Source organism: Nocardioides sp. URHA0032 (genome assembly GCF_000620645.1).
Classification (GTDB): Bacteria; Actinomycetota; Actinomycetes; order Propionibacteriales; family Nocardioidaceae; genus Nocardioides.
Map to the genome: position 1 here is coordinate 51,707 of NZ_JIAV01000014.1, position 21,700 is coordinate 73,406.

Below are 21,700 nucleotides of genomic sequence, written 5' to 3' on the forward strand. Positions count from 1 at the left end.
TCCTTCAGCTTCGGCGGAACAGGAGGGTGTGGATCACGGGTGCGGCGAGCACGCTCACCACGAGTGCGGCGAGGCGCAGCGCCCAGTCGTCGCTGAAGATCCAGACCAGCACGTTGATCGCGAGGAGGACGGCGAACAGGGCGCCGTTCTGCTTGCGGCGGCGCTCGGCCAGGATGCCGGCGGGACCGCGGCGCCGCCGGGGCAGCTTGGAGGTGACCGCGCGGACCCGCGCGTCGCGGCGCTCCTTGCGTTCGGCCTCCGCGGCGCGGGCGGCGGCGAGGACCGCCGCCTCCCGCTCTCGCTCGGCGCGACGCTGGGCGCGCTCCTTGCTCATGCCAGCGACTCCACCCAGTTGCGCAGCAGGGCGGCGCCGGCGTCACCGGACTTCTCGGGGTGGAACTGGGTCGCGCTGAGCGGCCCGTTCTCGACCGCCGCGACGAACCGGTCACCACCGTGCTCGGCCCAGGTCACCAGCGGCGCCCGGGTGCGGTCGTTGGTGACCAGCGTCCAGTCGCGCACCCCGTACGAGTGCACGAAATAGAACCGCTCGTCCTCGATGCCGTCGAACAGCGTCGTGCCCGGGGGGACCTCGACGGAGTTCCAGCCCATGTGCGGCACGATCGGCGCCCGGAGCCGCTCGACGACGCCGGGCCACTCATCGCAGCCGTCGGTCTCGACGCCGTGCTCGACCCCGCGCTCGAAGAGGATCTGCATGCCGACGCAGATGCCGAGCACCGGCCGCCCGCCGGCGAGCCGCCGGCCGATGATCCGCTCGCCCCTGATCGCCCGCAGCCCCGCCATGCACGCGGCGAACGCCCCGACGCCCGGTACGACGAGCCCGTCGGCCTCGAGTGCCGCGTCGAAGTCGCCCGTCAGGGTCACCTCGGCACCCGCCCGCTCGACGGCGCGCACGGCGGAGCGGAGGTTCCCCGACCCGTAGTCGAGGACCACGACGTTCCGAGCGGTCATGCGGGGTCCCCGCGGCGTTGTTCGGTGGAGGAGCGAAGCGGGGGAACCGAAGAACGTCGGGGGGTGCTCACAGACTTCCCTTGGTGCTGGGCACCCCGGTCTCGCGCGGGTCGAGCGCGACGGCGTCGCGGAACGCGCGGGCGAACGCCTTGAACTGCGCCTCCACGATGTGGTGCGGCTCGCGGCCGGCCAGCACCCGCACGTGCAGCGCGAGGTGGGCGTGGAACGCCACCGTCTCGAAGACGTGGCGGGTCAGCGAGCCGAGGTAGTCGCCGCCGAGGACGACGTACTGCTGCCCCTCGGGCTCGCCGGTGTGCACGCAGTAGGGCCTGCCCGACACGTCGACCACGGCCTGCACCAGCGCCTCGTCGAGCGGCACGGTGGCGTCGCCGAAGCGGCGGATGCCCTGCTTGTCGCCGAGCGCCTCGCGCAGCGCCTGGCCGAGCACGATCGCGGTGTCCTCGACGGTGTGGTGCGCGTCGATGTGGGTGTCGCCCTCGGTCTGCACGGTCAGGTCGACCAGGGCGTGCCGGCCGAACGCGTCGAGCATGTGGTCGTAGAAGCCGACACCCGTGGAGACGTCGGTGCGGCCGGTCCCGTCGAGGTCGACCTCGACGAGGACCTTCGACTCCTTGGTCTGCCGCTCGAGGCGGGCAGTCCTGCTCATAGCTCCTCCATCAGTGCATTCTTGAACGCGTCCATCTCCTCGGCGGTGCCGATCGAGACCCGCAGCCACCCGTCGGGGCCCGTCTCCCGGATCAGCACGCCCCGGTCGAGCAGCCCCTGCCACACAGCATGGCGGTCCGGAAACGTCCCGAACAACGCGAAGTTCGCATCGCTGTCCGCGACGGTCAGTCCCCGGGCGCGCAGCCAGTCGACCGTGCTGTCCCGCTCGGCGCGCAGCTCCTCGACCCTCCCGAGCAGCTCGGGGGCGTGCCGCAGCGCCGCCAGGGCGGTCGCCTGGGTGACCGACGAGAGGTGGTACGGCAGCCGTACGACGCGGATCGCGTCGCAGATCGCCGGGTCCGCGGCGAGGTAGCCGAGCCGCAGGCCGGCCGCGGCGAACGCCTTGCTCATCGTGCGGGTCACGACCAGGTTGCGGTGCCGCGGCAGCAGCTCGACCGCGCTCGGGACACCGGTCCGGCGGAACTCGCCGTACGCCTCGTCGACGACGACGATCCCGTCGCCGGCGGCTTCGCACAGCGCGGTGACCGCCTCCGGCGGCAGGGCGGTGCCGGTCGGGTTGTTCGGGCTCGGCAGCAGCACGACGCTCGGCTGCTTCTCCTTCACCAGGTCGCGCGCGTGGTCGAGGTCGAGCGCGAAGTCGGTCTCGCGGTGGCCGACGACCCACTCGGTGACCGTGTCGCGGGCGTACTCCGGGTACATCGAGTACGTCGGCGCGAAGCTCAGCGCCACCCGCCCCGGGCCGCCGAAGGCCTGGAGCAGCTGGAGCATCACCTCGTTGGAGCCGTTCGCGGCCCAGACCTGCTCGGGTGTGACGCCGTGCACCGTGTCCTTGGCGAGGTACGCCGCCAGCGCGGTCCGGAGCTCGGTGAACTCGCGGTCCGGATAGCGGTTGAGCGTCGCCGCGGCCTCGGCGACGGAGCGCGCGATGTCGGCGGCGCACTCGGGCGAGGGACCGTAGGGGTTCTCGTTGACGTTGAGCTGGACCGGGACGTCCAGCTGGGGCGCGCCGTAGGGCTCGATGCCCCGCAGCTCCTCGCGGAGCGGTGGCCAGGACACGGCGATCAGTCCCGGAACCGGACGGAGACCGCGGCGCCGTGGCCGGGCAGGTTCTCGGCGTCGGCGAGCGTCACGACGTGGCCGGCGACCTCCTCGAGCGCATCGCGGGAGTAGTCGACGACGTGCACCGACTTGGTGAACGCACGCACGGACAGCCCCGAGGAGTGGCAGGCGCACCCGGCGGTGGGGAGCACATGGTTGGAGCCGGCGCAGTAGTCGCCCAGGCTGACCGGGGCGTAGGGACCCACGAAGATCGCGCCGGCGTTGCGGACCCGGGCGGCCCACGCGGACGCGTCCGCGGTCTGGACCTCGAGGTGCTCGGCGGCGTACGCGTTGACGACATCGAGTCCCTGCTCGAGGTCGTCGACGAGCACGATCCCCGACTGGTTGCCCGACAGGCTGGTGCGGATCCGCTCGACGTGCTTGGTCACGGCGACCTGGTCCTCCAGCGCGGCCTCGACCGCGGCGGCGAGGGTCGTCGACGGCGTCACCAGCACCGACGCCGCGAGCGGGTCGTGCTCCGCCTGGCTGATCAGGTCCGCTGCGACGTACGCCGGGTCGGCGGTGTCGTCGGCGAGGATCGCGATCTCGGTGGGGCCGGCCTCGGAGTCGATGCCGACCTGGCCCTTCAGCAGTCGCTTGGCCGTGACCGTGTAGATGTTGCCCGGCCCGGTGACCAGGTCGACCCTGGCGCACGGGCCGGTGCCGTAGGCGAACATCGCGATGGCCTGGGCGCCGCCGACGGCGTACACCTCGTCGACGCCCAGCAGCGCGCACGCCGCCAGGATCGTCGGGTGCACCGAGCCCCCGAACTCCTTCTGGGGCGGGCTGGCGAGCGCGATGGACCCGACGCCGGCCGTCTGCGCAGGGACGACGTTCATCAGCACGCTGGAGACCAGCGGGGCGATGCCGCCGGGGACGTAGAGCCCCACCCGGTCGATCGCCACCTTGCGGTGGGTGACGCGGGCGCCGGGCCCGAGGTCGGTGACGGCGTCCTGCTCGAGCTCGTTCGCGCAGGTCGCCCGCAGGCGGCGGACCGACTCCTCGAGACCGGCCCGGATGTCGGGGTCGAGCTCGTCGAGCGCGCGGGTGATCGCCGCGGGCGCGATCCGCAGGTCGTCGACCACGATGCCGTCGAAGCGCTCGGAGTACTCGCGGATCGCGTCCACCCCACGGGTGCGCACCGCCTCGCAGATCGCGTGCACCGCCGGCACCGCCGCCTCGACGTCGAAGTCGGCACGGGGCACGGCTGCGCGGTAGTCGACCGTCGACCGGTCGGCTCCTCGCAGGTCGATGCGCTGGATCATGGCTCGATTCTACGGACGGGCGCCGGTCTCGCCGGATCCGCGACAGCGGCTGGACTGACCGCAGACCGGGAAACGCCGCGGGGGCGGGCGTCCGGGGCGGGTGTCGTGGCCTAGGTTGGGCTCGTGGCCGACCCACTGCCGATGTTCCCGCTGAACGCGGTGCTCTTTCCCGGCGTGACCGTGCCGCTGACCGTGTTCGAGGACCGGTACCGCGCGCTGGTCCACCACCTCAAGCGCATCCCCGACCCCGCCCACCGGGTCTTCGGGACCGTCGGCATCCGCGAGGGCTACGAGGTCGGCGAGCACGGGGCCCAGTCGCTCTACCGGGTCGGCGTCCGGATGCAGCTCACGGAGATCGAGGAGAACGCCGACGGCACGTTCGAGGTGGTCGCCGTCGGCCTGGAACGGATCCAGCTGGACAGCCTCGACCCGGGCGATCTCTTCCCGGTGGGTCACGTCACCGATCGTCCCGACCCCGAGGCGCAGGTCGCCGAGGCCGTCCTGGAGAAGGCGCGGATCGCGTTCACCGCGTACCGCGCCGCGCTCGCCGACATCCGGGCGGACCCGTACTCCGGGTCGCTCCCCCGCGACCCGACGTACCTCTCGTGGACGCTGGCCGCCGTCGCGCCGCTGCCGATGCCCGAACGTCAGGCACTGCTGGAGGCCGAGGACGCCGGGGTCCGGCTGGTCATGGTCACCGACCTGCTGCGTGCGGAGCTCCGCGCGATGAACGTGATCCCGTCGCTGCCGGCGACCGAGGTCGCGCGCACCCGCTGGTCACCGAACTGATGGCAGGCACGCCCGCCACGGTCGCGCTGACGCGCGCCGGCATCGACTTCAGCGTGCACGAGTACGAGCACGACCCGCGTGCGGAGTCCTTCGGCCTCGAGGCCGCGGCGGCGCTCGGGCTCGACCCGGGCTGCGTCCTCAAGACGCTGGTGGCCACCGTCGACGGGAAGCTCACCGTCGGCATCGTCCCGGTCTCCGGCCAGCTCGACCTCAAGGCCCTGGCTCGGGCGAGCGGCGGGAGCCGGGCCGCGATGGCCGACGTCGCCGCGGCCGAACGCGCCACCGGGTACGTCGCCGGCGGGATCTCGCCGATCGGTCAGAAGCGCCCCCACCCGACGGTGCTCGACGACAGCGCGACGGGCTTCGCGGTCGTCTACGTCTCCGGCGGGCGGCGCGGGCTCGACCTGGGGATCGCGCCGGCGGACCTCGTGCGGGTCACCGGCGCGACCGTCGCCGGGATCAGTCGGCGGTGACGTCGGACCGGTGCACGGCCGACAGGCCGATGAACACCAGCGCCAGCGCGACCAGGGCGGCGGCCGGGAGCGCGACCCACGGGCTGCCGCCCGAGATCGAGAGTTGGGCGGGCAGGTGCGCGCCCTGCTTCTGGCTGAGCGCCACCTTCGTCGGGTCCGACGGGCCGAGGAGGACGCCGACGCGGTACATCAGGGCGGCGCCGAGGAGCGAGCCGACCGTCACGCCGATCAGGGTCGCGATCGGCACCCGGTCGAGGAACAACGCGACCAGCGCGCCGCCGACGAGCCCGGCGACCGAGCCCACGACGACGTACAGGCCGGTGGCGGAGAACTGCCCGCGCAGGCTGGCCTCGTCGAGCGCGACCCACTTGTGGTCGACCACCACGCCGGTGGGCGCGGTCCAGACCCACTCCCACACCACGCCCGCGAGCGCGCCGGTGACGGCGAGGACGATGACGGCGAGGCCGACCTGCAGCAGCGCCGGCTTCAGCCCGTCAGGCATCCGGGCCCCAGCAGCTGCTTGAGGTCCGCGAAGAGCGCGGGGCTCGGGCTGACCCGCAGGCGGTCGTCGAGGCGCATGACCATGGTCTGCTCACGGGTCAAGAGTCGCAGGCGCACCTCGGTCATGCCGGGGTGGGTGCCGAGCACGTCCTTCAGCTGCTCGACCACCGGTGGCGTGCACCTGGTCGACGGGAGGCTGATCACCACCGGTCCGGACGGGCCGTCGGACAGGTCCGGGACGGACACCTCCTGGCCGTGGATCTCCGGCTGGTCCTTGCTGCGCGACAGCCGGCCGCGGACCGTGATGATCGCGTCCTCGACCAGGTGCGGCCCGGCGAGCTGGTAGGCGCTCGGGAACAGCAGGACGTCGATGGCGCCGTCCAGGTCCTCCAGCGTCACCATCGCCCAGGCGTCACCACGCTTGGTGATCTTGCGCTGCACGGTCGTGACCAGGCCGGAGATCGTGATCGAGGCGCCGTCGGGACGCTCCTCGTCCAGCATCAGCTGGCCGATGGTGCAGTCGGAGCTGTTCGACAGGACGTGCTCGAGGCCGAGCAGCGGGTGGTCGGAGACGTAGAGACCGAGCATCTCGCGCTCGTGGCCGAGCAGGGTGGTCTTGTCCCACTCGTCGATCTCCGGGATCGCGACCGAGACGCCGAAGCCGCCGTCCGCGTCGTCGAGCCCGCCGAACAGCGAGTCCTGCCCGATCGCCTCGTTGCGCTTGATGTCGACGTACTGGTCCACGGCGGTCTCGTGCACCGCCACCAGCGCACGGCGCCGGTGCTTCATGTCGTCGAACGCGCCGGACTTGATCAGCGACTCGATGACCCGCTTGTTGCAGACCTGGGCCGGGACCTTCTCGAGGAAGTCGTTGAACGTCTCGTAGCGGCCCTTCTCCTCGCGGGCCGCGACGATCCCGTCGACGACGTTGGCGCCGACGTTCCGCACGGCGGTCAGGCCGAAGCGGATGTCGTGGCCGACGGGGGTGAAGTTGTGGGCCGACTCGTTGACGTCCGGCGGCAGCACCTGGATCTTCATCCGGCGGCACTCGTTGAGGTAGATCGCCGACTTGTCCTTGTCGTCCTTCACCGAGGTCAGCAGCGCGGCCATGTACTCGGCCGGGTAGTTCGCCTTGAGGTAGGCGGTCCAGTACGACACCAGGCCGTACGCCGCGGAGTGCGCCTTGTTGAAGGCGTAGTCGGAGAACGGCAGCAGGATGTCCCAGAGCGTCTTGACGGCACCGGCGGAGTAGCCCCGCTCGCGCATGCCGGCGGAGAAGCCCTCGAACTGCTTGTCCAGCTCCTCCTTCTTCTTCTTGCCCATCGCCCGGCGCAGGATGTCCGCCTGCCCGAGGCTGTAGCCCGCGAGCTTCTGGGCGATCGCCATGACCTGCTCCTGGTAGACGATCAGGCCGTAGGTCTCCCCCAGGATGTCCGCCAACGGCTCGGCCAGCTCGGGGTGGATCGCCTCGACCGGCTCGCGGCCGGTCTTGCGGCGGGCGTACTTGTTGTGGGAGTCCGCGCCCATCGGGCCGGGCCGGTAGAGCGCGCCGACCGCGGAGATGTCCTCGAAGGTGTCCGGGCGCATGCTGCGCAGCAGCGCCCGCATGGGGCCGCCGTCGAGCTGGAAGACGCCCAGGGTGTCGCCACGCTGGAGCAGGCGGTACGTCGCCTCGTCGGTCAGCGCCAGGTCCTCGAGGACGATGTCCTCGCCCCGGTTCGCCTTGATGTTCTTGACCGCGTCGTCGAGCACCGTGAGGTTGCGCAGCCCCAGGAAGTCCATCTTGATCAGGCCGAGGGCCTCACAGGTGGGGTAGTCGAACTGCGTGATCATCGCCCCGTCGGCGGGCCGCTTGAGCATCGGGATGATGTCGAGCAGCGGCTCGCTGGACATGATCACGCCGGCTGCGTGCACGCCCCACTGCCGCTTGAGGCCCTCGATCCCGATCGCGGTGTCGACCACGCGCTTGACGTCGTTGTCGGCGTCGTAGAGCGAGCGGAACTCGCCGCCCTCGCCGTACCGCTTGTGCTCGGAGTTGAAGATCTCCTGGAGCGGGACGTCCTTGCCCATCACCGCGGCGGGCATCGCCTTGGTGATCCGGTCGCCCATCGCGAACGGGTAGCCGAGGATCCGGCTGGAGTCCTTGACCGCCTGCTTCGCCTTGATGGTGCCGTAGGTGACGATGTAGGAGACCCGGTCGTCGCCGTACTTCTCGGTGACGTACCTGATCACCTCGCCGCGCCGGCGCTCGTCGAAGTCGATGTCGAAGTCGGGCATCGAGACGCGGTCGGGGTTGAGGAAGCGCTCGAAGATCAGGCCGTGCTCGAGCGGGTCCAGGTCGGTGATCCGCATGGCGTAAGCGACCATCGAGCCCGCGCCCGAGCCACGCCCGGGGCCGACCCGGATGCCGTGGTCCTTTGCCCAGTTGATGAAGTCCGCGACCACGAGGAAGTAGCCCGCGAAGCCCATCTGGGTGATCACGCCGATCTCGAACTCGGCCTGCCTGCGGACCTTGTCCGGCACGCCCGCGGGGTAGCGCCGGCTCAGGCCGGTCTCGACCTCCTTGACCAGCCAGGAGTCCTCGTTCTCCCCGGGCGGGCAGGGGAACCGGGGCATGAAGGTGCCGTTGCCCTCGGTGAAGGAGACGTCGCACCGCTCGGCGATCAGCAGCGTGTTGTCACAGGCCTCCCGGAGGCCGTGCTTGTCGACCCAGAGAGCGCGCATCTCCTCGGCCGACTTGATGTAGTAGCCGTCACCGGAGAACGCGAACCGCTGCCCCGGCCCGTCGCCGGCCGGGATGTCCATCGTCGAGCCCGAGTTGATGCAGAGCAGGTGCTCCTGGGAGGGCGCGTCCTCCCGCATCACGTAGTGGGAGTCGTTGGTCGCGAGCAGCGGGATGCCGAGGTCCTTGTGGAGCCGCAGCAGCCCGTCGCGGACGCGGTTCTCGATGTCGAGCCCGTGGTCCATCAGCTCGAGGAAGTAGTTCTCCTTGCCGAGGATGTCCTGGAACTCGCCCGCGACCTTGCGGGCGGCGTCGTACTGGCCGTGCCGCAGGTGCACCTGCACCTCGCCCGACGGGCAGCCGGTCGTGCCGATGATGCCCTTGCCGTGCTGGGCGAGCAGCTCGCGGTCCATGCGCGGCTGCTTGAAGAAGCCGTCGCGCCAGGCGCCGGTGCTCAGCCGGAACAGGTTGTGCATGCCCTCGGTGGTCTCCGAGAGCAGCGTCATGTGCGTGTAGGCGCCGCGCGCCGAGACGTCGTCCGGGCCGCCGCCGTAGAAGTTGACGCCCTTGCGCTCGAACCGGCTGATGTTGGGCGTGAAGTAGGCCTCGATGCCGATGATCGGCTTGACCCCGGCCGCCTTCGCCTTGCGGTAGAACTCGTAGGCGCCGAACACGTTGCCGTGGTCGGTCATCGCGATCGCGGGCATCCCCAGCTCGGCCGTGCGCTCCGCCATCGCCTGGAGCCGGGCGGCCCCGTCGAGCATGGAGTACTCGGTGTGCACGTGGAGGTGGACGAACGAGTCCTGGGCGCCGTTGGCCATGGTCGCGGGCCACTCCTCGAGTCGATCTTCGGGCATGCTGCACAGAGCCACGGTCGCGTCGTGGCGCCGCTGTTGGGGAAGGGCGCCAGCCTACGCGACCGCGAGACCCACGGTAGGGGGACGCACCGACAGCCGACAGATACCGGTCTCGATACGCCGGTCGCGAGCTCGTGCCTCGCTCGCGCGGCTACTCGACCTGGCTGCTGGGTGCTGATCCTCGCACGCTCGGATCAGGCCAGCTCAGAGCTCGGTGGCGGCGTCCAGGCTCTCGGTGATGATCGCGTGCACGATCCGCGACAGCCGGTCGTGGCCGAGCGCGGGCGCGCGCCGTGCCAGCGCGGCGGCGATCTCCTGCTCGCGCTCGGGATCGCGGGACGAGTCGTCCTTGTGCGCCTGCACCGCGTGGGTGAGCGCGGCGCGCCGGGCCAGCAGGTCACCGAGCTGCTCGTCGACCTCGTCGATCAGGCGCCGGTAGAACGCCAGCGGGTCCTGCCCCGGCCAGGCCATCCGCAGGTCGGGCGACCGCTCCTCGTTCGTGGATCCGTCCGTGTGCTCGAGGTCGACCAGGCCACGCCGCTGGTAGAAGCCGCGGGCCGGCAGGTTGCTCTCGAACACCCAGAGGCAGAACCCCTCCGGGCGCAGGCCCTTCGCGACGTCGAGCAGGGCACTGCCCACACCGTGGCCCGCGGCCTCGGGCAGCACGTACAGCGAGTTCAGCCAGGCGTCCTCGACCACCAGGAACCCGACCGGGCGGCCGTCCAGCTCGGCGAGCCAGACGTCCCGGCGGGCCAGGTCCCAGCCGCCGACGTAGGCGTGCACCTCGTCGGGCGTGTGGATCTGGGGTGGCATCGCGGGAACCGCGGCGGTGCGGACCAGCAGGTAGATGTTCGCGATCGCCGGCAGGTCGTCGGCGGTCGCCGGTCGCAGCTGGAGCTCGTCAGTCGGCATCGCGGATCACTTCGAGCGCGTGCGCGAGGTCCTCCGGATACGCGGTCTCGTACTCGACGTACTCCCCCGAGTCGGGGTGCTCGAAGCCGAGGCGCACGGCGTGCAGCCACTGCCGCTCGAGGCCGACCCGCCTGGCGAGCGAGGGGTCCGCGCCGTAGGTCAGGTCGCCCACGCACGGGTGCTTGAGCGCGGCCATGTGGACCCGGATCTGGTGGGTGCGCCCGGTCTCGAGGTGGATCTCGAGCAGGCTGGCGAAGCGGTGCGCCTCGAGCGTCTCGTAGTGGGTGACGCTGTGCCGGCCGTCTGCCATCACCGCGAACTTATAGTCCGCGCGCGGGTGGCGCCCGATCGGCGCGTCGATGGTGCCCTCGAGCGGGTCCGGGTGGCCCTGGACCAGCGCGTGGTAGACCTTGTCGACGGTCCGGTGGCGGAACGCGTTCTTGAGCACGGAGTAGGCGTGCTCGGACTTGCAGATCACCATCACCCCCGAGGTCCCGACGTCCAGTCGCTGCACGATGCCCTGCCGCTCCGAGGCGCCGCTGGTCGAGATCCGGAAGCCGGCACCGGCGAGGTGCCCGACCACCGTGGGCCCGGACCAGCCGGGCGAGGGGTGCACGGCGACGCCGACCGGCTTGTCGATCACCACGATGGCGTCGTCGTCGTGGATGATCTTGATCCCCTCGACGACCTCGGGGACGACCTCGAGGGGGTTGGCCTCGACAGGGATCCGCACGTCGAGCACGGCGCCCGGGACGACCCGGTCGCTCTTGCCGACCGCCCTGCCGTCGAGCTCGACGTTGCCGCGGGCGATCAGGTCGGCTGCCCGGGTGCGGGACAGCCCGAACAGGCGCGCCATGGCGGCGTCCACCCGCTCACCGTCCAGGCTCTCGGGCACCGACAGGACCCGGTGGTCGGCGGCGGCCATCACGTCGCGCCCTCCCGGGATGCGCGACTGCCGTCGAGCCGGATGCCGCGGTAGACCTGCACCAGGATCAGCGCGGCCGCGACGTCGATGCACATGTCAGCGACGTTGAAGACCGGCCAGTGCGGCAGCATGAAGAAGTCGATGACGTGCCCACGCAGCGGACCGGGCGCGCGGACCAGCCGGTCGGTCAGGTTGCCGGCGACGCCCGCCATCAGGAGGCCGAACGCGACCGCCCAGACGGCGTTGCCGAGCTTCCGCGAGAACCACGCGATCACCAGCACGGCGGCGATCGCCACGACGCTGAACACCTCGGTGTAGGCGGTGCCGGTGCTGAAGGCGGCGCCCGGGTTGCGCACCAGGTGCAGGACGAACAGATCCCCCACGACCTCGACGTCGGCGCGGTCCGTCAGCTTCTCGACCGCGACCACCTTGGCGACGACGTCGACGGCGTACGCCGCGATCGCGACCGCGGCGAAGACCGCGAGGTACCGGCCGCGAGGGCCGTGGGGACGGGTCGTTCCGCTGTCGTTCTCGTCGCCGGTCAGCGACGCTCCTCGCGCTGCTTGCATGTCATGCACAGTGTGGCACGGGGGAACGCCATGAGCCGCATCTTGCCGATGGGGTTGCCGCACGACTCGCACACGCCGTACGTGCCGTCGTCGATCCGGGCGAGCGCGCGCTCGATCTGGGCCAGCTTGTCGCGCTCGCTGTTGAGCACGGTGAGCTCGTGGTCGCGCTCGAAGCTGGTGGCGCCGAGGTCGGCCTGGTCCTGGCCGGCCCCGTCGCCGGAGTCGCGCATCAGGCCGCTGAGCTCGGTCTCCTGCGCCTCGACGATCGAGCGGCTGTGCTCGAGCTGCTCGTGCAGCTCGGCGACGAGCTCCTTGAGCTCGGCCTTGGTCCAGGCGCCCTCGCCCTCCTTGACCACGAGCGAGCTGCGGGCGGCCTTGCGCGGAGCGGCCTTCTTGGCCGGGGCCGCCTTCTTCGCGGGCACGGCCTTCGTCGCGGGAGCCGCCTTCTTGACCGGTGCCGCCGCCTTCTTCGCCGGAGCCGCCTTCTTCACGGGTGCCGCCGCCTTCTTCACCGGAGCCGCCTTCTTCACCGGGGTCGCCTTCTTCGCCGGGGTCGCCTTCTTCGCCGGAGCCTTCTTCGCCGGAGCCGCCTTCTTGACCGGAGCCGCCTTCTTGACCGGAGCCGCCTTCTTCGCCGGAGCCGCCTTCTTCGCCGGAGCCGCCTTCTTCGCCGGAGCCGCCTTCTTCGCCGGAGCCTTGGCGGCGACCGTCCTCTTGGTCGGAGTGGCCTTCGCCACGGCGCCGTTCCTCGTCGACGTGGCCTTCGGGGCCGCCTTCTTGGCCGGCGTGGCTGCCTTGGCGGCCGGCTTGCGGCCGATCACCTTGCGAGCGGCGGAGGCCGCCTGCCCAGCGAGCGACTTCCTCGTGCTGCGAGCCATGGTCGGGCCTCCTCAGGCCTCGGCGACTGTGGCTTCAACCACAGCGTGTGCGGGGAGGGTAGCCGGTGACTCCAAGGGCCTCAAATCAGCCACACCGCGGAATGCGAAAGCGGCCGGCCCCCTCGGGGGCCGGCCGCTCGCGCCAAGCGATGGTACGGCGGTCAGGCGTCGTCCTCGCCGAGGATCGAGCGCAACCGCTTCGGTGCCGGGGTGTCCTCGCCCGCCGGGCCGTCGGACGTGCCGCTGCCGAGCGCCTCCAGCTGCTGGCTGAAGTAGCTCTTGAGGCGGGAGCGGTACTCGCGCTCGAAGGAGCGGAGCTTCTCGACCTCGCCGTTCAGGATGTCGCGCTCGCGCTCGAGGTCCCCGAACATCTGGCGACGGCGCTCGGCCGTCTCCGAGTCGAGCATCTGGGCACGGGTGCGGGCATCCGACTCGAGGCGGTCGGCCTTGGTCTTCGACTCCGACTCCAGGCGCTCGGCCTTGGTACGGGCCTCGCCGACGATCTTGTCGGCCTCGTTCTTCGCGTCCTCGACGAGCTCGTCGGCGTTGCGGGTCGCGATCTCGAGCAGCCGAGCCGCGGCGTTCGAGGCCTGCGGGACGGTCTCGACCCGGATCGTCTCGACGGGGGTCGCGGCGACCACGGGGGCCGGCGTGGCGACCACCTCCGGCTCCGGCGCCGGCGTCGGCTCGGGTGCCTTCTCCTCGGCGCGCGGCTGCGGGGCCGTCTCGGTCGAGACGCCACCCTGGGCCGTGGACAGCTTCGCCCTGAGGTCGTCGTTCTCCTTCGTGAGACGCGCCAGCTCGGCTTCCACCTCGTCGAGGAACTGGTCGACCTCACCCATGTCGTAGCCCTCGCGGAGCCGGACGGGAGTAAAGCGCTTGTTGCTCACGTCCTCAGGCGTCAGCGGCATGACCTCACCCATTCTCGTCGTCAAAGTTACTGTCGGTCGAACAATAGCGCTTGCACAGGTGAGCGGCTCATCGACGCCGGCGCTCCCCTGCTCCCGGCCGGTTCAGGCCAGGAAGATCTCGCGGTTGACCCGGAGCAGGACGTACGCGGCGACGATCACGATCAGGAAGCTCAGGTCGAGCGAGATGCTCCCGATCCGCAGTGGCGGGATCACCCGGCGCAGCGCCTTGATCGGCGGATCCGTGGTGGAGTACACGCCCTCGAGCGCCACCAGGAGCACGCCGTGGGGCACCCACGCCCGCGCGAACACCTGCACCCAGTCCACCACGAACCGGACCCACAGCAGGGCGATGAAGAACCACAGCACGGCCTCGATCAAGCCACCGGCAACATTCACGTACGACGGATCCTCGCTCTGGACGGCGTCAGCTCTGGTTGAAGAACCCGCCTGCGACGATCCGCTGCTTGTCCTCGGCGGCCACCGTCACGTTCGGCGGCGAGAGCAGGAACACCTTGTTGGTGACGCGCTCGATCGTGCCACGCGTGGCAAACACCAGCCCGGCCGCGAAGTCGACGAGCCGCTTGGCGTCGGAATCGTCCATCTCCGAGAGGTTCATGATCACCGGCGTGCCCTCGCGGAAGTTCTCGCCGATGGTGCGCGCCTCGTTGTAGGTGCGCGGGTGCAGGGTCGTGATGCGGGACAGCTCGGCCACCACTCCGGTCGGTCCGGGAGCCGGACGCCGGCGCTCGGAGATGTCGGACACGGGTGCGGGACGCACCTCGCGCTTCGGCGCACGGACAGGAGCGGTCTCCTGGGTCTCGTACTCGCCCTCGTAGGCGTACTCGTCGTCGTACCGGCCGGTGTCCTCGAGCAGGCCGAGGTACTCGCCGATCCTGCGCATAGCGCCGCTCATGACTGTGCCCTCCGGTGGTGGTGTGGTGGTTGGGACATTACTTGACCTGTGGCCTCGAACCGAGGACCGCCGAGCCAATGCGCACGTGTGTCGCGCCGGCCCGGACGGCGTGCTCGAGGTCGCCGCTCATCCCGGCCGACAGCCAGGTCGCGTCGGGGTGGTCGGCGAGGAAGTCACGGCGGATCCCGGCGAGCCGCTCGAACGCGGACGCCGGATCCTCACCGAGCGGCGCTACGGCCATCAGCCCCCGCAGCCGGAGCATGCCGGCCGCGGCGACCGCGGTGCCGAGGGCGGCCAGCCCGTCGGGGTCGACGCCGGCCCGGCCCTCGCGCCCGGGCGGGTCGAGGCTGACCTGGAGCAGGACGTCGAGGGCGCGGTCACGCTCGTGCGCGCCGCGGTCGAGGCCGGTGAGCAGCTTCGCGCGGTCGACGGACTCGACGACGTCGGCGTACGACGCGACGGCCGCCGCCTTGTTGCTCTGCAGGCCGCCGATGAAGTGCCAGGTGAGCCCGAGGTCGGCGCACTCAGCTGCCTTCGCCTGGGCCTCCTGGTGACGGTTCTCCCCCACGTCGGTGATGCCGAGGTCGGCGAGGATCCGGACGTCGGAGGCCGGGAAGAACTTGGTGACCACGACGAGCCGGACCTCGCCCGGGTCGCGGCCGGCGTCGGCGCAGGCGCCCGCGATCCGGCCCCGGACGACCTCGAGCCCGGAGGCGACCTGCTCCTGGCGGGTCATGCACTCCTCCAGACCACGCCGGCGAGCCGGCCGGCGGCCACGCCGTCGCGGCGGTAGGAGTGCAGGCTCTCGTCCTCGCGGGTGCAGCCGCCGACCTCGGTCGCGGGTACGCCGGCCGCGGCGAGCTGGGCCAGGACGCCGGCACCGAGGTCGAGGGCAGGAGTGCCCCAGCTGGTGGTGGCGCCGGTCTCGGGCACGGCCGCCGCGACCTCGGCCCGCAGCTCCTCGGGCACCTCGTAGCAGCGGCCACAGATGTGCGGCCCGACCCAGGCCCGGAGACCGGTCGCGCCGAGCTCGCGCAGCCGCTCGACGGCGGCGGTGACGACGCCCCGGCGTACGCCCTCCCGGCCGGCGTGCACCGCCCCGATCTCGCCGCCGGCGGCGACCAGGAGCACCGGCACGCAGTCGGCCGCGCGCGCGAGCAGTGCGATCCCCGGCTCGGTGGTGAGCAGGGCGTCCGCGTCCGGCGCCGCCTCGTACGAGCCATCGACGAGGTGGACGGCGGTGCCGTGCACCTGGTGCATCAGGTACGGCGTCGCGCCGGTCTCGGCCGCGACCGTCGCGAGAGCCGCGCCACGGACGTGGTCCGTCGCGAGGTCGCCGAGGTCGAGGGTGCGGTCGGTGAACGCGACCGACACCGTGCCGGTCGTGACCGGCACGGTGTCCTGGAAGAGGAAGGTCACTTGAGGAAGTCGGGCACGTCCAGGTCGTCGTCGTCGAACTGCACCTGGTGCGGAGCGGGTCGCGGCGTACTGGCCTGGGAAGCGGTCGTGCCGACCTTCTCCTTCTCCTTCTCGCGGTCCTGGTCCCGGCCCTTGTCCCTGTCGGCCGCCGGCGGGGCGGCGGGGCCGGCCTGCGCCGGCGCCTTCGTCTCGGAGGGGGCCTGGGCCGGCCGGGTGTCGCGGCGCAGCACGGCGCCCTCGTCACGACGCTTCGGCTGGCCGCCGTCGAACCCGGCCGCAATGACCGTGACCCGCACCTCGTCGCCGAGCGCGTCGTCGATGGTCGCGCCGAAGATGATGTTCGCCTCGGCGTGCACGGCCTCGGCGACCAGCGCGGCCGCCTCGTTGATCTCGAACAGGCCCAGGTCGGAGCCGCCGGCGATCGAGAGCAGCACGCCGTGCGCTCCGTCGATGCTGGCCTCGAGGAGCGGGCTCGACACCGCCATCTCGGCCGCCGCCACGGAGCGGTCCTCGCCCCGGGCCGAGCCGATGCCCATCAGCGCGGAGCCGGCGTTCGACATCACGGACTTCACGTCCGCGAAGTCGAGGTTGATCAGTCCGGGCGTGGTGATCAGGTCGGTGATGCCCGAGACGCCCTGGAGCAGCACCTGGTCGGCCTGCTTGAACGCGTCGAGCACCGAGACGTTGCGGTCGCTGATCGAGAGCAGCCGGTCGTTCGGGATCACGATGAGGGTGTCGACCTCCTCGCGCAGCTGCGCGATGCCCTCCTCGGCGGAGTTGGCGCGACGCCGGCCCTCGAACGAGAACGGCCGGGTCACGACGCCGATGGTCAGGGCGCCGAGGCTCCGGGCGATCCGGGCCACGACGGGTGCGCCGCCGGTGCCGGTGCCACCGCCCTCGCCGGCGGTCACGAACACCATGTCGGCGCCCTTCATGACCTCCTCGATCTCGTCGGCGTGGTCCTCCGCCGCCCGGGCGCCCACGTCGGGGTTCGCCCCGGCGCCGAGCCCGCGGGTCAACTCACGACCGATGTCGAGCTTCACGTCGGCGTCGCTCATGAGGAGCGCCTGCGCGTCGGTGTTGATCGCGATGAACTCGACGCCCTTGAGGCCGACCTCGATCATCCGGTTGACGGCGTTGACACCACCACCGCCGATGCCCACGACCTTGATGATGGCCAGGTAGTTCTGCGCTGCTGCCACGGCTTTCGCCCTTCGCTGCTCGTCGGATGCTGGTCGATGTGCTGTGTCTCGGGTGTGTCTGCGTGACTCGGGGAAGTCGGCGTCGGCCTGTCCGTTAACTCTGACCCTCAGCCTGAGGGTTATAGTTATGTCAACCTCGCCGTGGTCACGACACTAGGCAGCCGCCGCGCTCGATCGATGGAGACACGCCGGTGGATGCGGGCGCTGCTCCTACTTCGTGGTCGGCTGACCCGGGACGGAGACGTCGTAGGTCTGGGCCTTGCGGGCGACCAGGAGCTGGGCGAGCACCTCGGCCTTGAGATCGGAGTCGGCGGAGCTCCCCCAGCGGACGGTCCGACCGTCACGGAGGTCGAGGGTGATCTCGTCGACGGTCTCGACCTCGACGTGGTCGACCTTCGCGGCCAGGTCGGCGGGCAGGGCGGCGACGACGAGGGCGGCCTCGCGCAGGGCGGCGTTCCCGGTGTCGTTGCCGGTCACCACACGCGGGAGGTCGGGTGGGGCCTGGGCGTAGTCGCGGAACACCACGCCGTCGGCGTCCATGCCGCGCAGCTGTCCGGCGATCTCGACGACCGCGACGGGGACGCGCTCGGTGACGTCGATGCGGACCTGGTCCGGCCACTCGCGCGAGACGTCGGCGGAGCGTACGGCGGCGAGCGCCTCGACCCGGGTGCGGATCCGCTCGAGGTCGACCCGGGCGAGGGCCTGGCCCTCGGGCACCGCGGCCGCCTGGCGGACCTGGCTGTCCGAGAGCAGCCGGGCGCCGTGCACGTCGACGCCCGTGACCGAGAGGTAGGAGGAGAAGAAGACCAGCCAGACGGTGCCGACCAGGAGGACCAGGACCAGCACCACCGCGAGCACGGGCTTCCAGTTCAGCCAGCGGCGGGCCCACTGGCGGCGCGCGAACCGCTTCCGGGTGCGCAGGTCGGTCGACGCCTCGGTCATCCGAGCAGCTCCAGGACCTGAGGGCCGATCGCCGTCACGGTGCCCGCGCCCAGCGTGAGCACCAGGTCGCCGGGCCGGGCCCGGGCGACGAGCGCCGCGGCGACGTCGTCGAACGACGGCACGAACGCCACCCGATCGGCCGGGAGCGGTACGGCGGCCGCCACCATCGCCCCCGTCACGTCCGGGTCCGGGTCCTCGCGGGCGAGGTAGACGTCGAGCACGACGACCTCGTCCGCGGCACCCAGCGCCTCGCCCATCTGCACACCGAAGATCCGGGTGCGCGAGACCAGGTGCGGCTGGTAGCCCACCACGACCCGGCCCGACCCGGCGAGCGCCCGCGCGGCTTGCAGGTCCCCGGCGATCTCGGTCGGGTGGTGCGCGTAGCTGTCGTAGACGCGCACTCCCCCGGCCTCGCCCTTGAGCTCCATCCGGCGCTTGGTGCCGGTGTACGCCGCGATGCCGCGCACCAGGTCGTCGGCGTCGTAGCCCAGCGCGACACCGGCGGCCAGCGCCGCCAGGGCGTCGACGAGGTAGTGCTCCCCCGGCGACCAGAGCGTGACGTCCGTCAGCAGGCCGGGCGACGACGCCGACACCCGCACGACCCGCCGGCCCCGGTCCTCCGCACGCGACGCGAGCGCGGCGGCCCCCGGGTCGTCCACGCAGCAGACCAGGAAGCCGTCGGGCGCGACGGTGTCGGCGAAGTCCTCGAACGCGCGCCGGTAGCCCTCCTCGGTCCCCCAGTGGTCGAGGTGGTCGGCCTCGACGTTCGTGACGATCGCGGCGTACGGCGAGTAGTGCAGGAACGCACCGTCGCTCTCGTCCGCCTCCGCGACGAAGTCGAGTCCGGTGCCCTCCGCGGCGTTCACGCCGGTGGCCGCCAGGTCGCCGCCGATCGCGTACGTCGGGTCCGCGCCCGCCGCCTGAAGTGCGACCGTGAGCAAGGAGGTGGTCGTCGTCTTGCCGTGCGTGCCCGCGACCGCGACGACGCGACGCCCGGCCATCACCGCGGCCAGCGCCGCCGACCGCGGGAGGACGCGCAGCCCGCGGCGGACGGCCTCGGCGTACTCCGGGTTGTCCGCACGGACCGCCGTCGACACGACCACCGTGTCCGCGTCGCCCAGCTGGGACGCGGAGTGCCCGACGAAGACGGAGGCGCCCAGCGCCCGCAGGGCGGCCAGCGCCGGCGAGTCGGCACCGTCGCTGCCGCTCACCGTGATGCCGCGGGCCAGCATGATCCGGGCGATGCCGGACAGGCCGGCCCCGCCGATGCCGACGAAGTGGACGTGACCGAGCCGGTCGGCGGGGAGGATCTCGTCCGGGACGGGCACCTTCACGGACGCGCCGCCTCGAGGACGATGCGCGCGAGCCTCTCGTCGGCGTCGCGCGGGATCAGGGCCGCGGCCGAAGCGCCCATCGCCGCCAGCCGCGCGGTGTCGGCGGCGAGGTCCGGGACGTGCGCGACGACCCACTCCGTCGTCAGGTCGGCGTCCCGCACCAGGAGCCCGCCGCCCGCGGCGACCACGGGCGCGGCGTTCTTCTCCTGCTCGCCGTTGCCGATCGGCAGCGGCACGAAGACCGCGGGCAGGCCGACGGCGGCGGCCTCGGTCACGCTGGAGGCGCCCGCCCGGCAGACGACGAGGTCGGCGGCGGCGTACGCGAGGTCCATCCGGTCGATGTAGTCGACGACGACGTACGGCAGGTCGGTCGGGTCCGGCGTGGCGCCACCGTGCTTGCCCTGCGCGTGCAGCACCTGCACGCCGGCCGCGGCCAGCGAGGCCGCCGCTCCGGACACCGCCTGGTTGAGCCGGCGGGCGCCCTGGGAGCCGCCGGTGACCAGCAGCGTGGGGCGGTCGGGGTCGAGGCCGAAGAACGCCCGGGCCTCGGCGCGCCGCGCGGCCCGGTCGAGGCCGGAGATCATCGTGCGGATCGGCAGGCCGACGTACTCAGCCTTCCTCAGCGGGGTGTCCGGGAAGCTCACCAGCACCCGCTCGGCGAATCTGGCACCGGCCTTGTTCGCCAGGCCGGGGACGGCGTTCTGCTCGTGGATCACCAGCGGGACCTGGCCCTTGCGGACCGCGAGGTAGAGCGGCATCGAGACGTAGCCGCCGTACCCGACGACGACGTCGGGCCGCACTCGATCGAGCACCGCGCGGGTCTCGCGCACCGCGGCGCGGAGCCGGGCGGGGACCTTGAAGAAGTCGGCGTTGGGGCGGCGCGGCAGCGGCACCGGCGGGATCAGCTCGAGCGGGTAGCCCGCCTCGGGGACGACCTTGTTCTCCAGGCCGCGCGGCGTGCCGAGACAGGTGACCTCGACGCCGGGCGCCAGGCGGCGCAGGGCGTCGGCGGTGGCGAGCAGGGGTGAGGTGTGGCCGGCGGTGCCGCCGCCGGCGAGGAGTACGCGCATCGCGGTCAACCCTAGGAGACGCGACCCGCCGACAGTCCGGCGGAGCGGGCCTTCCTGCGCTGCGCCAGGGCGCGCGCGGCCTCGGGCTCGCGGCGTGCGAAGCCGACCAGGATGCCGAGCGCGACGAGCGAGGGCACCAGGGCCGAGCCGCCGTACGACACCAGCGGCAACGGGATGCCGATGACGGGGAGGAGGGCCAGCACCATGCCGACGTTGATGATCATCTGGCCGAGGAGCCAGACCACGATGCCGAAGGTCATGTACCGGACGAACGAGTCCTTGGTCTGCGCCGCGACCCGGATGGCGGCGTACGCGATGGTGAGGAAGAGCGCGATCACCAGCAGCGTGCCGACCAGCCCCAGCTCCTCGCCGAGCACCGCGAAGATGAAGTCGGTGTGCGCCTCGGGCAGCTCGCCCCACTTCTGCCGGCTGGCGCCGATGCCCTCGCCGAAGATGCCGCCGCTGGCGAGCGCGAACAGCCCGTGCGCGGGCTGCCAGCCCGCGTTGTGGTAGTCCTTGAACGGATCCGCGAAGTTCGTGATCCGCTGCAGCCGTTCCGAGCTCGTGGACGCGAGCCCGATCGCGACCACGCCCACGATGGTCAGCGCGAACGTGAAGAGCCGGCCGGGAGCGCCGACCACCCACAGCATCGCCAGCAGGATCGCGAAGAGCACCAGCGCGGTGCCCAGGTCCTTGCCGAAGACGACCAGTCCGATGACCGCGAGCAGGCCGGGCACCACGGGCATGAAGACCTCGTGGAAGCTGCCCAGCCGCTTGTCCTTCATCGCGTACACGTGGGCCGCCCAGAGCACGATCGCGAGCTTGGCGATCTCGGCGGGCTGGACGACGAACGGCCCGACGCCGAGCCAGTTCTGGTTGCCGTTCACCGTACGGCCGAGTCCGGTCTGGGTCAGGCCGAGCAGCACGATCGAGGTGAACAGGCCGAGCCACGCGAACCGCCGGATCAGCGAGTGCGGCAGCCGCGAGGCGACGAACGCGCACGGGATGCCGATCAGCACCCAGACCAGCTGCCGCTCGACGACCGCGTAGGAGTTGCCGTTCTGCTCGTAGGAGTAGACGCTCGACGCGCTGAGCACCATGACGAGCCCGATGGTGAGCAGCAGCCCGGAGGCGCCGAGCAGCAGGTAGTACGCCGTGAGCGGGCGGTCGAGCGCCTCGCGGACCGACGCGTACCAGCTCCCGAGGGCGGAGCGGCGCCGCGTCTGGTCGAGGGGGTCCGCGGTGGTCATCGCGTCCTCCTCGG

At 71.9% G+C, this 21,700-nt stretch carries 22 protein-coding genes and 1 pseudogene; 2 read left to right on the forward strand and 21 right to left on the reverse strand.

The window, feature by feature from the left end:
* Positions 1-4 precede the first annotated feature (4 nt).
* The 5 genes from N538_RS0102180 to hisD all read right to left on the reverse strand — a co-directional run bounded on the left by N538_RS0102180 (position 5) and on the right by hisD (position 4,019).
* Entirely contained in the window at positions 5-334 is a 330-nt protein-coding gene (locus N538_RS0102180; protein WP_028635921.1) for a hypothetical protein, read from the reverse strand.
* The gene (gene hisH / locus N538_RS0102185) at positions 331-969 is read right to left on the reverse strand and encodes an imidazole glycerol phosphate synthase subunit HisH (RefSeq protein WP_028635922.1); all 639 of its coding nucleotides are present in this window, start codon (positions 967-969) and stop codon (positions 331-333) included. Before hisH ends, N538_RS0102180 begins: the two co-directional genes overlap by 4 nt.
* A gap of 67 nt (positions 970-1,036) precedes the next feature.
* Entirely contained in the window at positions 1,037-1,636 is a 600-nt protein-coding gene (gene hisB / locus N538_RS0102190) for an imidazoleglycerol-phosphate dehydratase HisB (protein ID WP_028635923.1), read from the reverse strand.
* Complete coding sequence (locus N538_RS0102195) at positions 1,633-2,718, reverse strand: histidinol-phosphate transaminase (RefSeq protein WP_231496130.1); 1,086 nt, start codon at positions 2,716-2,718, stop codon at positions 1,633-1,635. The genes hisB and N538_RS0102195 overlap by 4 nt, the downstream gene beginning before the upstream one ends.
* A complete protein-coding gene (hisD, locus tag N538_RS0102200; RefSeq protein ID WP_028635925.1) occupies positions 2,718-4,019 on the reverse strand; it encodes a histidinol dehydrogenase in 1,302 nt (433 codons plus the stop codon). Before hisD ends, N538_RS0102195 begins: the two co-directional genes overlap by 1 nt.
* 123 nt (positions 4,020-4,142) lie before the next feature.
* On the opposite strand from hisD, the gene N538_RS0102205 reads away from it, so the two are divergent.
* Positions 4,143-4,808, forward strand: a complete 666-nt coding sequence (locus N538_RS0102205; protein WP_028635926.1) for an LON peptidase substrate-binding domain-containing protein — start codon at positions 4,143-4,145, stop codon at positions 4,806-4,808.
* Positions 4,808-5,281 (forward strand): Cys-tRNA(Pro) deacylase, encoded by a 474-nt coding sequence (gene ybaK, locus N538_RS0102210; RefSeq protein ID WP_028635927.1) that lies wholly within the window; start codon positions 4,808-4,810, stop codon positions 5,279-5,281. Before N538_RS0102205 ends, ybaK begins: the two co-directional genes overlap by 1 nt.
* On the opposite strand, the gene N538_RS0102215 is transcribed toward ybaK, so the two are convergent.
* From N538_RS0102215 to ftsW, 16 genes and pseudogenes are all read right to left on the reverse strand, one after another.
* Entirely contained in the window at positions 5,268-5,783 is a 516-nt protein-coding gene (locus tag N538_RS0102215) for a hypothetical protein (protein ID WP_028635928.1), read from the reverse strand. The two genes, ybaK and N538_RS0102215, sit on opposite strands and share 14 nt — an antisense overlap.
* Positions 5,768-9,361, reverse strand: a complete 3,594-nt coding sequence (gene dnaE / locus N538_RS0102220; protein ID WP_231496114.1) for a DNA polymerase III subunit alpha — start codon at positions 9,359-9,361, stop codon at positions 5,768-5,770. Before dnaE ends, N538_RS0102215 begins: the two co-directional genes overlap by 16 nt.
* A 204-nt stretch (positions 9,362-9,565) precedes the next feature.
* Positions 9,566-10,273: a GNAT family N-acetyltransferase gene (locus N538_RS27100; RefSeq protein ID WP_051548636.1), complete on the reverse strand. Its 708-nt coding sequence runs from the start codon at positions 10,271-10,273 to the stop codon at positions 9,566-9,568.
* On the reverse strand, positions 10,263-11,198 hold the full coding sequence (locus tag N538_RS0102230) for an RluA family pseudouridine synthase (RefSeq protein WP_036569211.1): 936 nt from the start codon (positions 11,196-11,198) through the stop codon (positions 10,263-10,265). The genes N538_RS27100 and N538_RS0102230 overlap by 11 nt, the downstream gene beginning before the upstream one ends.
* Positions 11,198-11,767 (reverse strand): signal peptidase II, encoded by a 570-nt coding sequence (lspA, locus tag N538_RS23490; RefSeq protein ID WP_036569213.1) that lies wholly within the window; start codon positions 11,765-11,767, stop codon positions 11,198-11,200. Before lspA ends, N538_RS0102230 begins: the two co-directional genes overlap by 1 nt.
* Entirely contained in the window at positions 11,740-12,645 is a 906-nt protein-coding gene (locus N538_RS29195) for a TraR/DksA family transcriptional regulator (RefSeq protein WP_081790234.1), read from the reverse strand. Before N538_RS29195 ends, lspA begins: the two co-directional genes overlap by 28 nt.
* Before the next feature lie 161 nt (positions 12,646-12,806).
* Positions 12,807-13,556, reverse strand: a complete 750-nt coding sequence (locus N538_RS0102245) for a DivIVA domain-containing protein (protein ID WP_036569365.1) — start codon at positions 13,554-13,556, stop codon at positions 12,807-12,809.
* Between the two features lie 102 nt (positions 13,557-13,658).
* Positions 13,659-13,934, reverse strand: coding sequence for a YggT family protein (locus tag N538_RS0102250; RefSeq protein ID WP_231496115.1), 276 nt, complete (start codon positions 13,932-13,934; stop codon positions 13,659-13,661).
* A 46-nt stretch (positions 13,935-13,980) separates the two neighbouring features.
* On the reverse strand, positions 13,981-14,469 hold the full coding sequence (locus N538_RS0102255) for a cell division protein SepF (protein WP_028635934.1): 489 nt from the start codon (positions 14,467-14,469) through the stop codon (positions 13,981-13,983).
* Between the two features lie 37 nt (positions 14,470-14,506).
* Positions 14,507-15,205 carry a YggS family pyridoxal phosphate-dependent enzyme gene (locus N538_RS0102260; protein ID WP_028635935.1) on the reverse strand — a complete coding sequence of 233 codons (699 nt, stop codon included), beginning with the start codon at positions 15,203-15,205 and terminating at the stop codon, positions 14,507-14,509.
* Positions 15,202-15,888 (reverse strand): polyphenol oxidase family protein, encoded by a 687-nt coding sequence (locus tag N538_RS0102265; RefSeq protein ID WP_028635936.1) that lies wholly within the window; start codon positions 15,886-15,888, stop codon positions 15,202-15,204. Before N538_RS0102265 ends, N538_RS0102260 begins: the two co-directional genes overlap by 4 nt.
* A gap of 254 nt (positions 15,889-16,142) precedes the next feature.
* A pseudogene (ftsZ, locus tag N538_RS0102270) lies at positions 16,143-17,090 on the reverse strand (cell division protein FtsZ); the annotation flags it as partial.
* A gap of 210 nt (positions 17,091-17,300) precedes the next feature.
* Entirely contained in the window at positions 17,301-18,032 is a 732-nt protein-coding gene (locus N538_RS0102275) for a cell division protein FtsQ/DivIB (protein WP_036569215.1), read from the reverse strand.
* Positions 18,029-19,366, reverse strand: coding sequence for a UDP-N-acetylmuramate--L-alanine ligase (locus N538_RS0102280; protein ID WP_028635939.1), 1,338 nt, complete (start codon positions 19,364-19,366; stop codon positions 18,029-18,031). The genes N538_RS0102275 and N538_RS0102280 overlap by 4 nt, the downstream gene beginning before the upstream one ends.
* The gene (murG, locus tag N538_RS0102285) at positions 19,363-20,436 is read right to left on the reverse strand and encodes an undecaprenyldiphospho-muramoylpentapeptide beta-N-acetylglucosaminyltransferase (protein ID WP_028635940.1); all 1,074 of its coding nucleotides are present in this window, start codon (positions 20,434-20,436) and stop codon (positions 19,363-19,365) included. The genes N538_RS0102280 and murG overlap by 4 nt, the downstream gene beginning before the upstream one ends.
* 11 nt (positions 20,437-20,447) lie before the next feature.
* Positions 20,448-21,686 carry a putative lipid II flippase FtsW gene (gene ftsW / locus N538_RS0102290; protein ID WP_028635941.1) on the reverse strand — a complete coding sequence of 413 codons (1,239 nt, stop codon included), beginning with the start codon at positions 21,684-21,686 and terminating at the stop codon, positions 20,448-20,450.
* Between the last annotated feature and the right edge of the window lie 14 nt (positions 21,687-21,700).

Excerpts from the sequence above, each read along its gene's own strand:
- N538_RS29195 (WP_081790234.1), bottom strand. The coding sequence starts at position 12,645 with ATGGCTCGCAGCACGAGGAAGTCGCTCGCTGGGCAGGCGGCCTCCGCC.
- N538_RS0102230 (WP_036569211.1), bottom strand. The coding sequence starts at position 11,198 with ATGGCCGCCGCCGACCACCGGGTCCTGTCGGTGCCCGAGAGCCTGGAC.
- dnaE (WP_231496114.1), bottom strand. The coding sequence starts at position 9,361 with ATGCCCGAAGATCGACTCGAGGAGTGGCCCGCGACCATGGCCAACGGC.
- N538_RS0102255 (WP_028635934.1), bottom strand. The coding sequence starts at position 14,469 with ATGAGCGGCGCTATGCGCAGGATCGGCGAGTACCTCGGCCTGCTCGAG.
- N538_RS0102180 (WP_028635921.1), bottom strand. The coding sequence starts at position 334 with ATGAGCAAGGAGCGCGCCCAGCGTCGCGCCGAGCGAGAGCGGGAGGCG.
- N538_RS0102245 (WP_036569365.1), bottom strand. The coding sequence starts at position 13,556 with ATGCCGCTGACGCCTGAGGACGTGAGCAACAAGCGCTTTACTCCCGTC.
- N538_RS0102275 (WP_036569215.1), bottom strand. The coding sequence starts at position 18,032 with ATGACCGAGGCGTCGACCGACCTGCGCACCCGGAAGCGGTTCGCGCGC.
- N538_RS0102215 (WP_028635928.1), bottom strand. The coding sequence starts at position 5,783 with ATGCCTGACGGGCTGAAGCCGGCGCTGCTGCAGGTCGGCCTCGCCGTC.
- hisD (WP_028635925.1), bottom strand. The coding sequence starts at position 4,019 with ATGATCCAGCGCATCGACCTGCGAGGAGCCGACCGGTCGACGGTCGAC.
- ybaK (WP_028635927.1), top strand. The coding sequence starts at position 4,808 with ATGGCAGGCACGCCCGCCACGGTCGCGCTGACGCGCGCCGGCATCGAC.
- lspA (WP_036569213.1), bottom strand. The coding sequence starts at position 11,767 with ATGCAAGCAGCGCGAGGAGCGTCGCTGACCGGCGACGAGAACGACAGC.
- ftsW (WP_028635941.1), bottom strand. The coding sequence starts at position 21,686 with ATGACCACCGCGGACCCCCTCGACCAGACGCGGCGCCGCTCCGCCCTC.
- N538_RS0102260 (WP_028635935.1), bottom strand. The coding sequence starts at position 15,205 with ATGACCCGCCAGGAGCAGGTCGCCTCCGGGCTCGAGGTCGTCCGGGGC.
- N538_RS27100 (WP_051548636.1), bottom strand. The coding sequence starts at position 10,273 with ATGCCGACTGACGAGCTCCAGCTGCGACCGGCGACCGCCGACGACCTG.
- hisB (WP_028635923.1), bottom strand. The coding sequence starts at position 1,636 with ATGAGCAGGACTGCCCGCCTCGAGCGGCAGACCAAGGAGTCGAAGGTC.
- hisH (WP_028635922.1), bottom strand. The coding sequence starts at position 969 with ATGACCGCTCGGAACGTCGTGGTCCTCGACTACGGGTCGGGGAACCTC.
- murG (WP_028635940.1), bottom strand. The coding sequence starts at position 20,436 with ATGCGCGTACTCCTCGCCGGCGGCGGCACCGCCGGCCACACCTCACCC.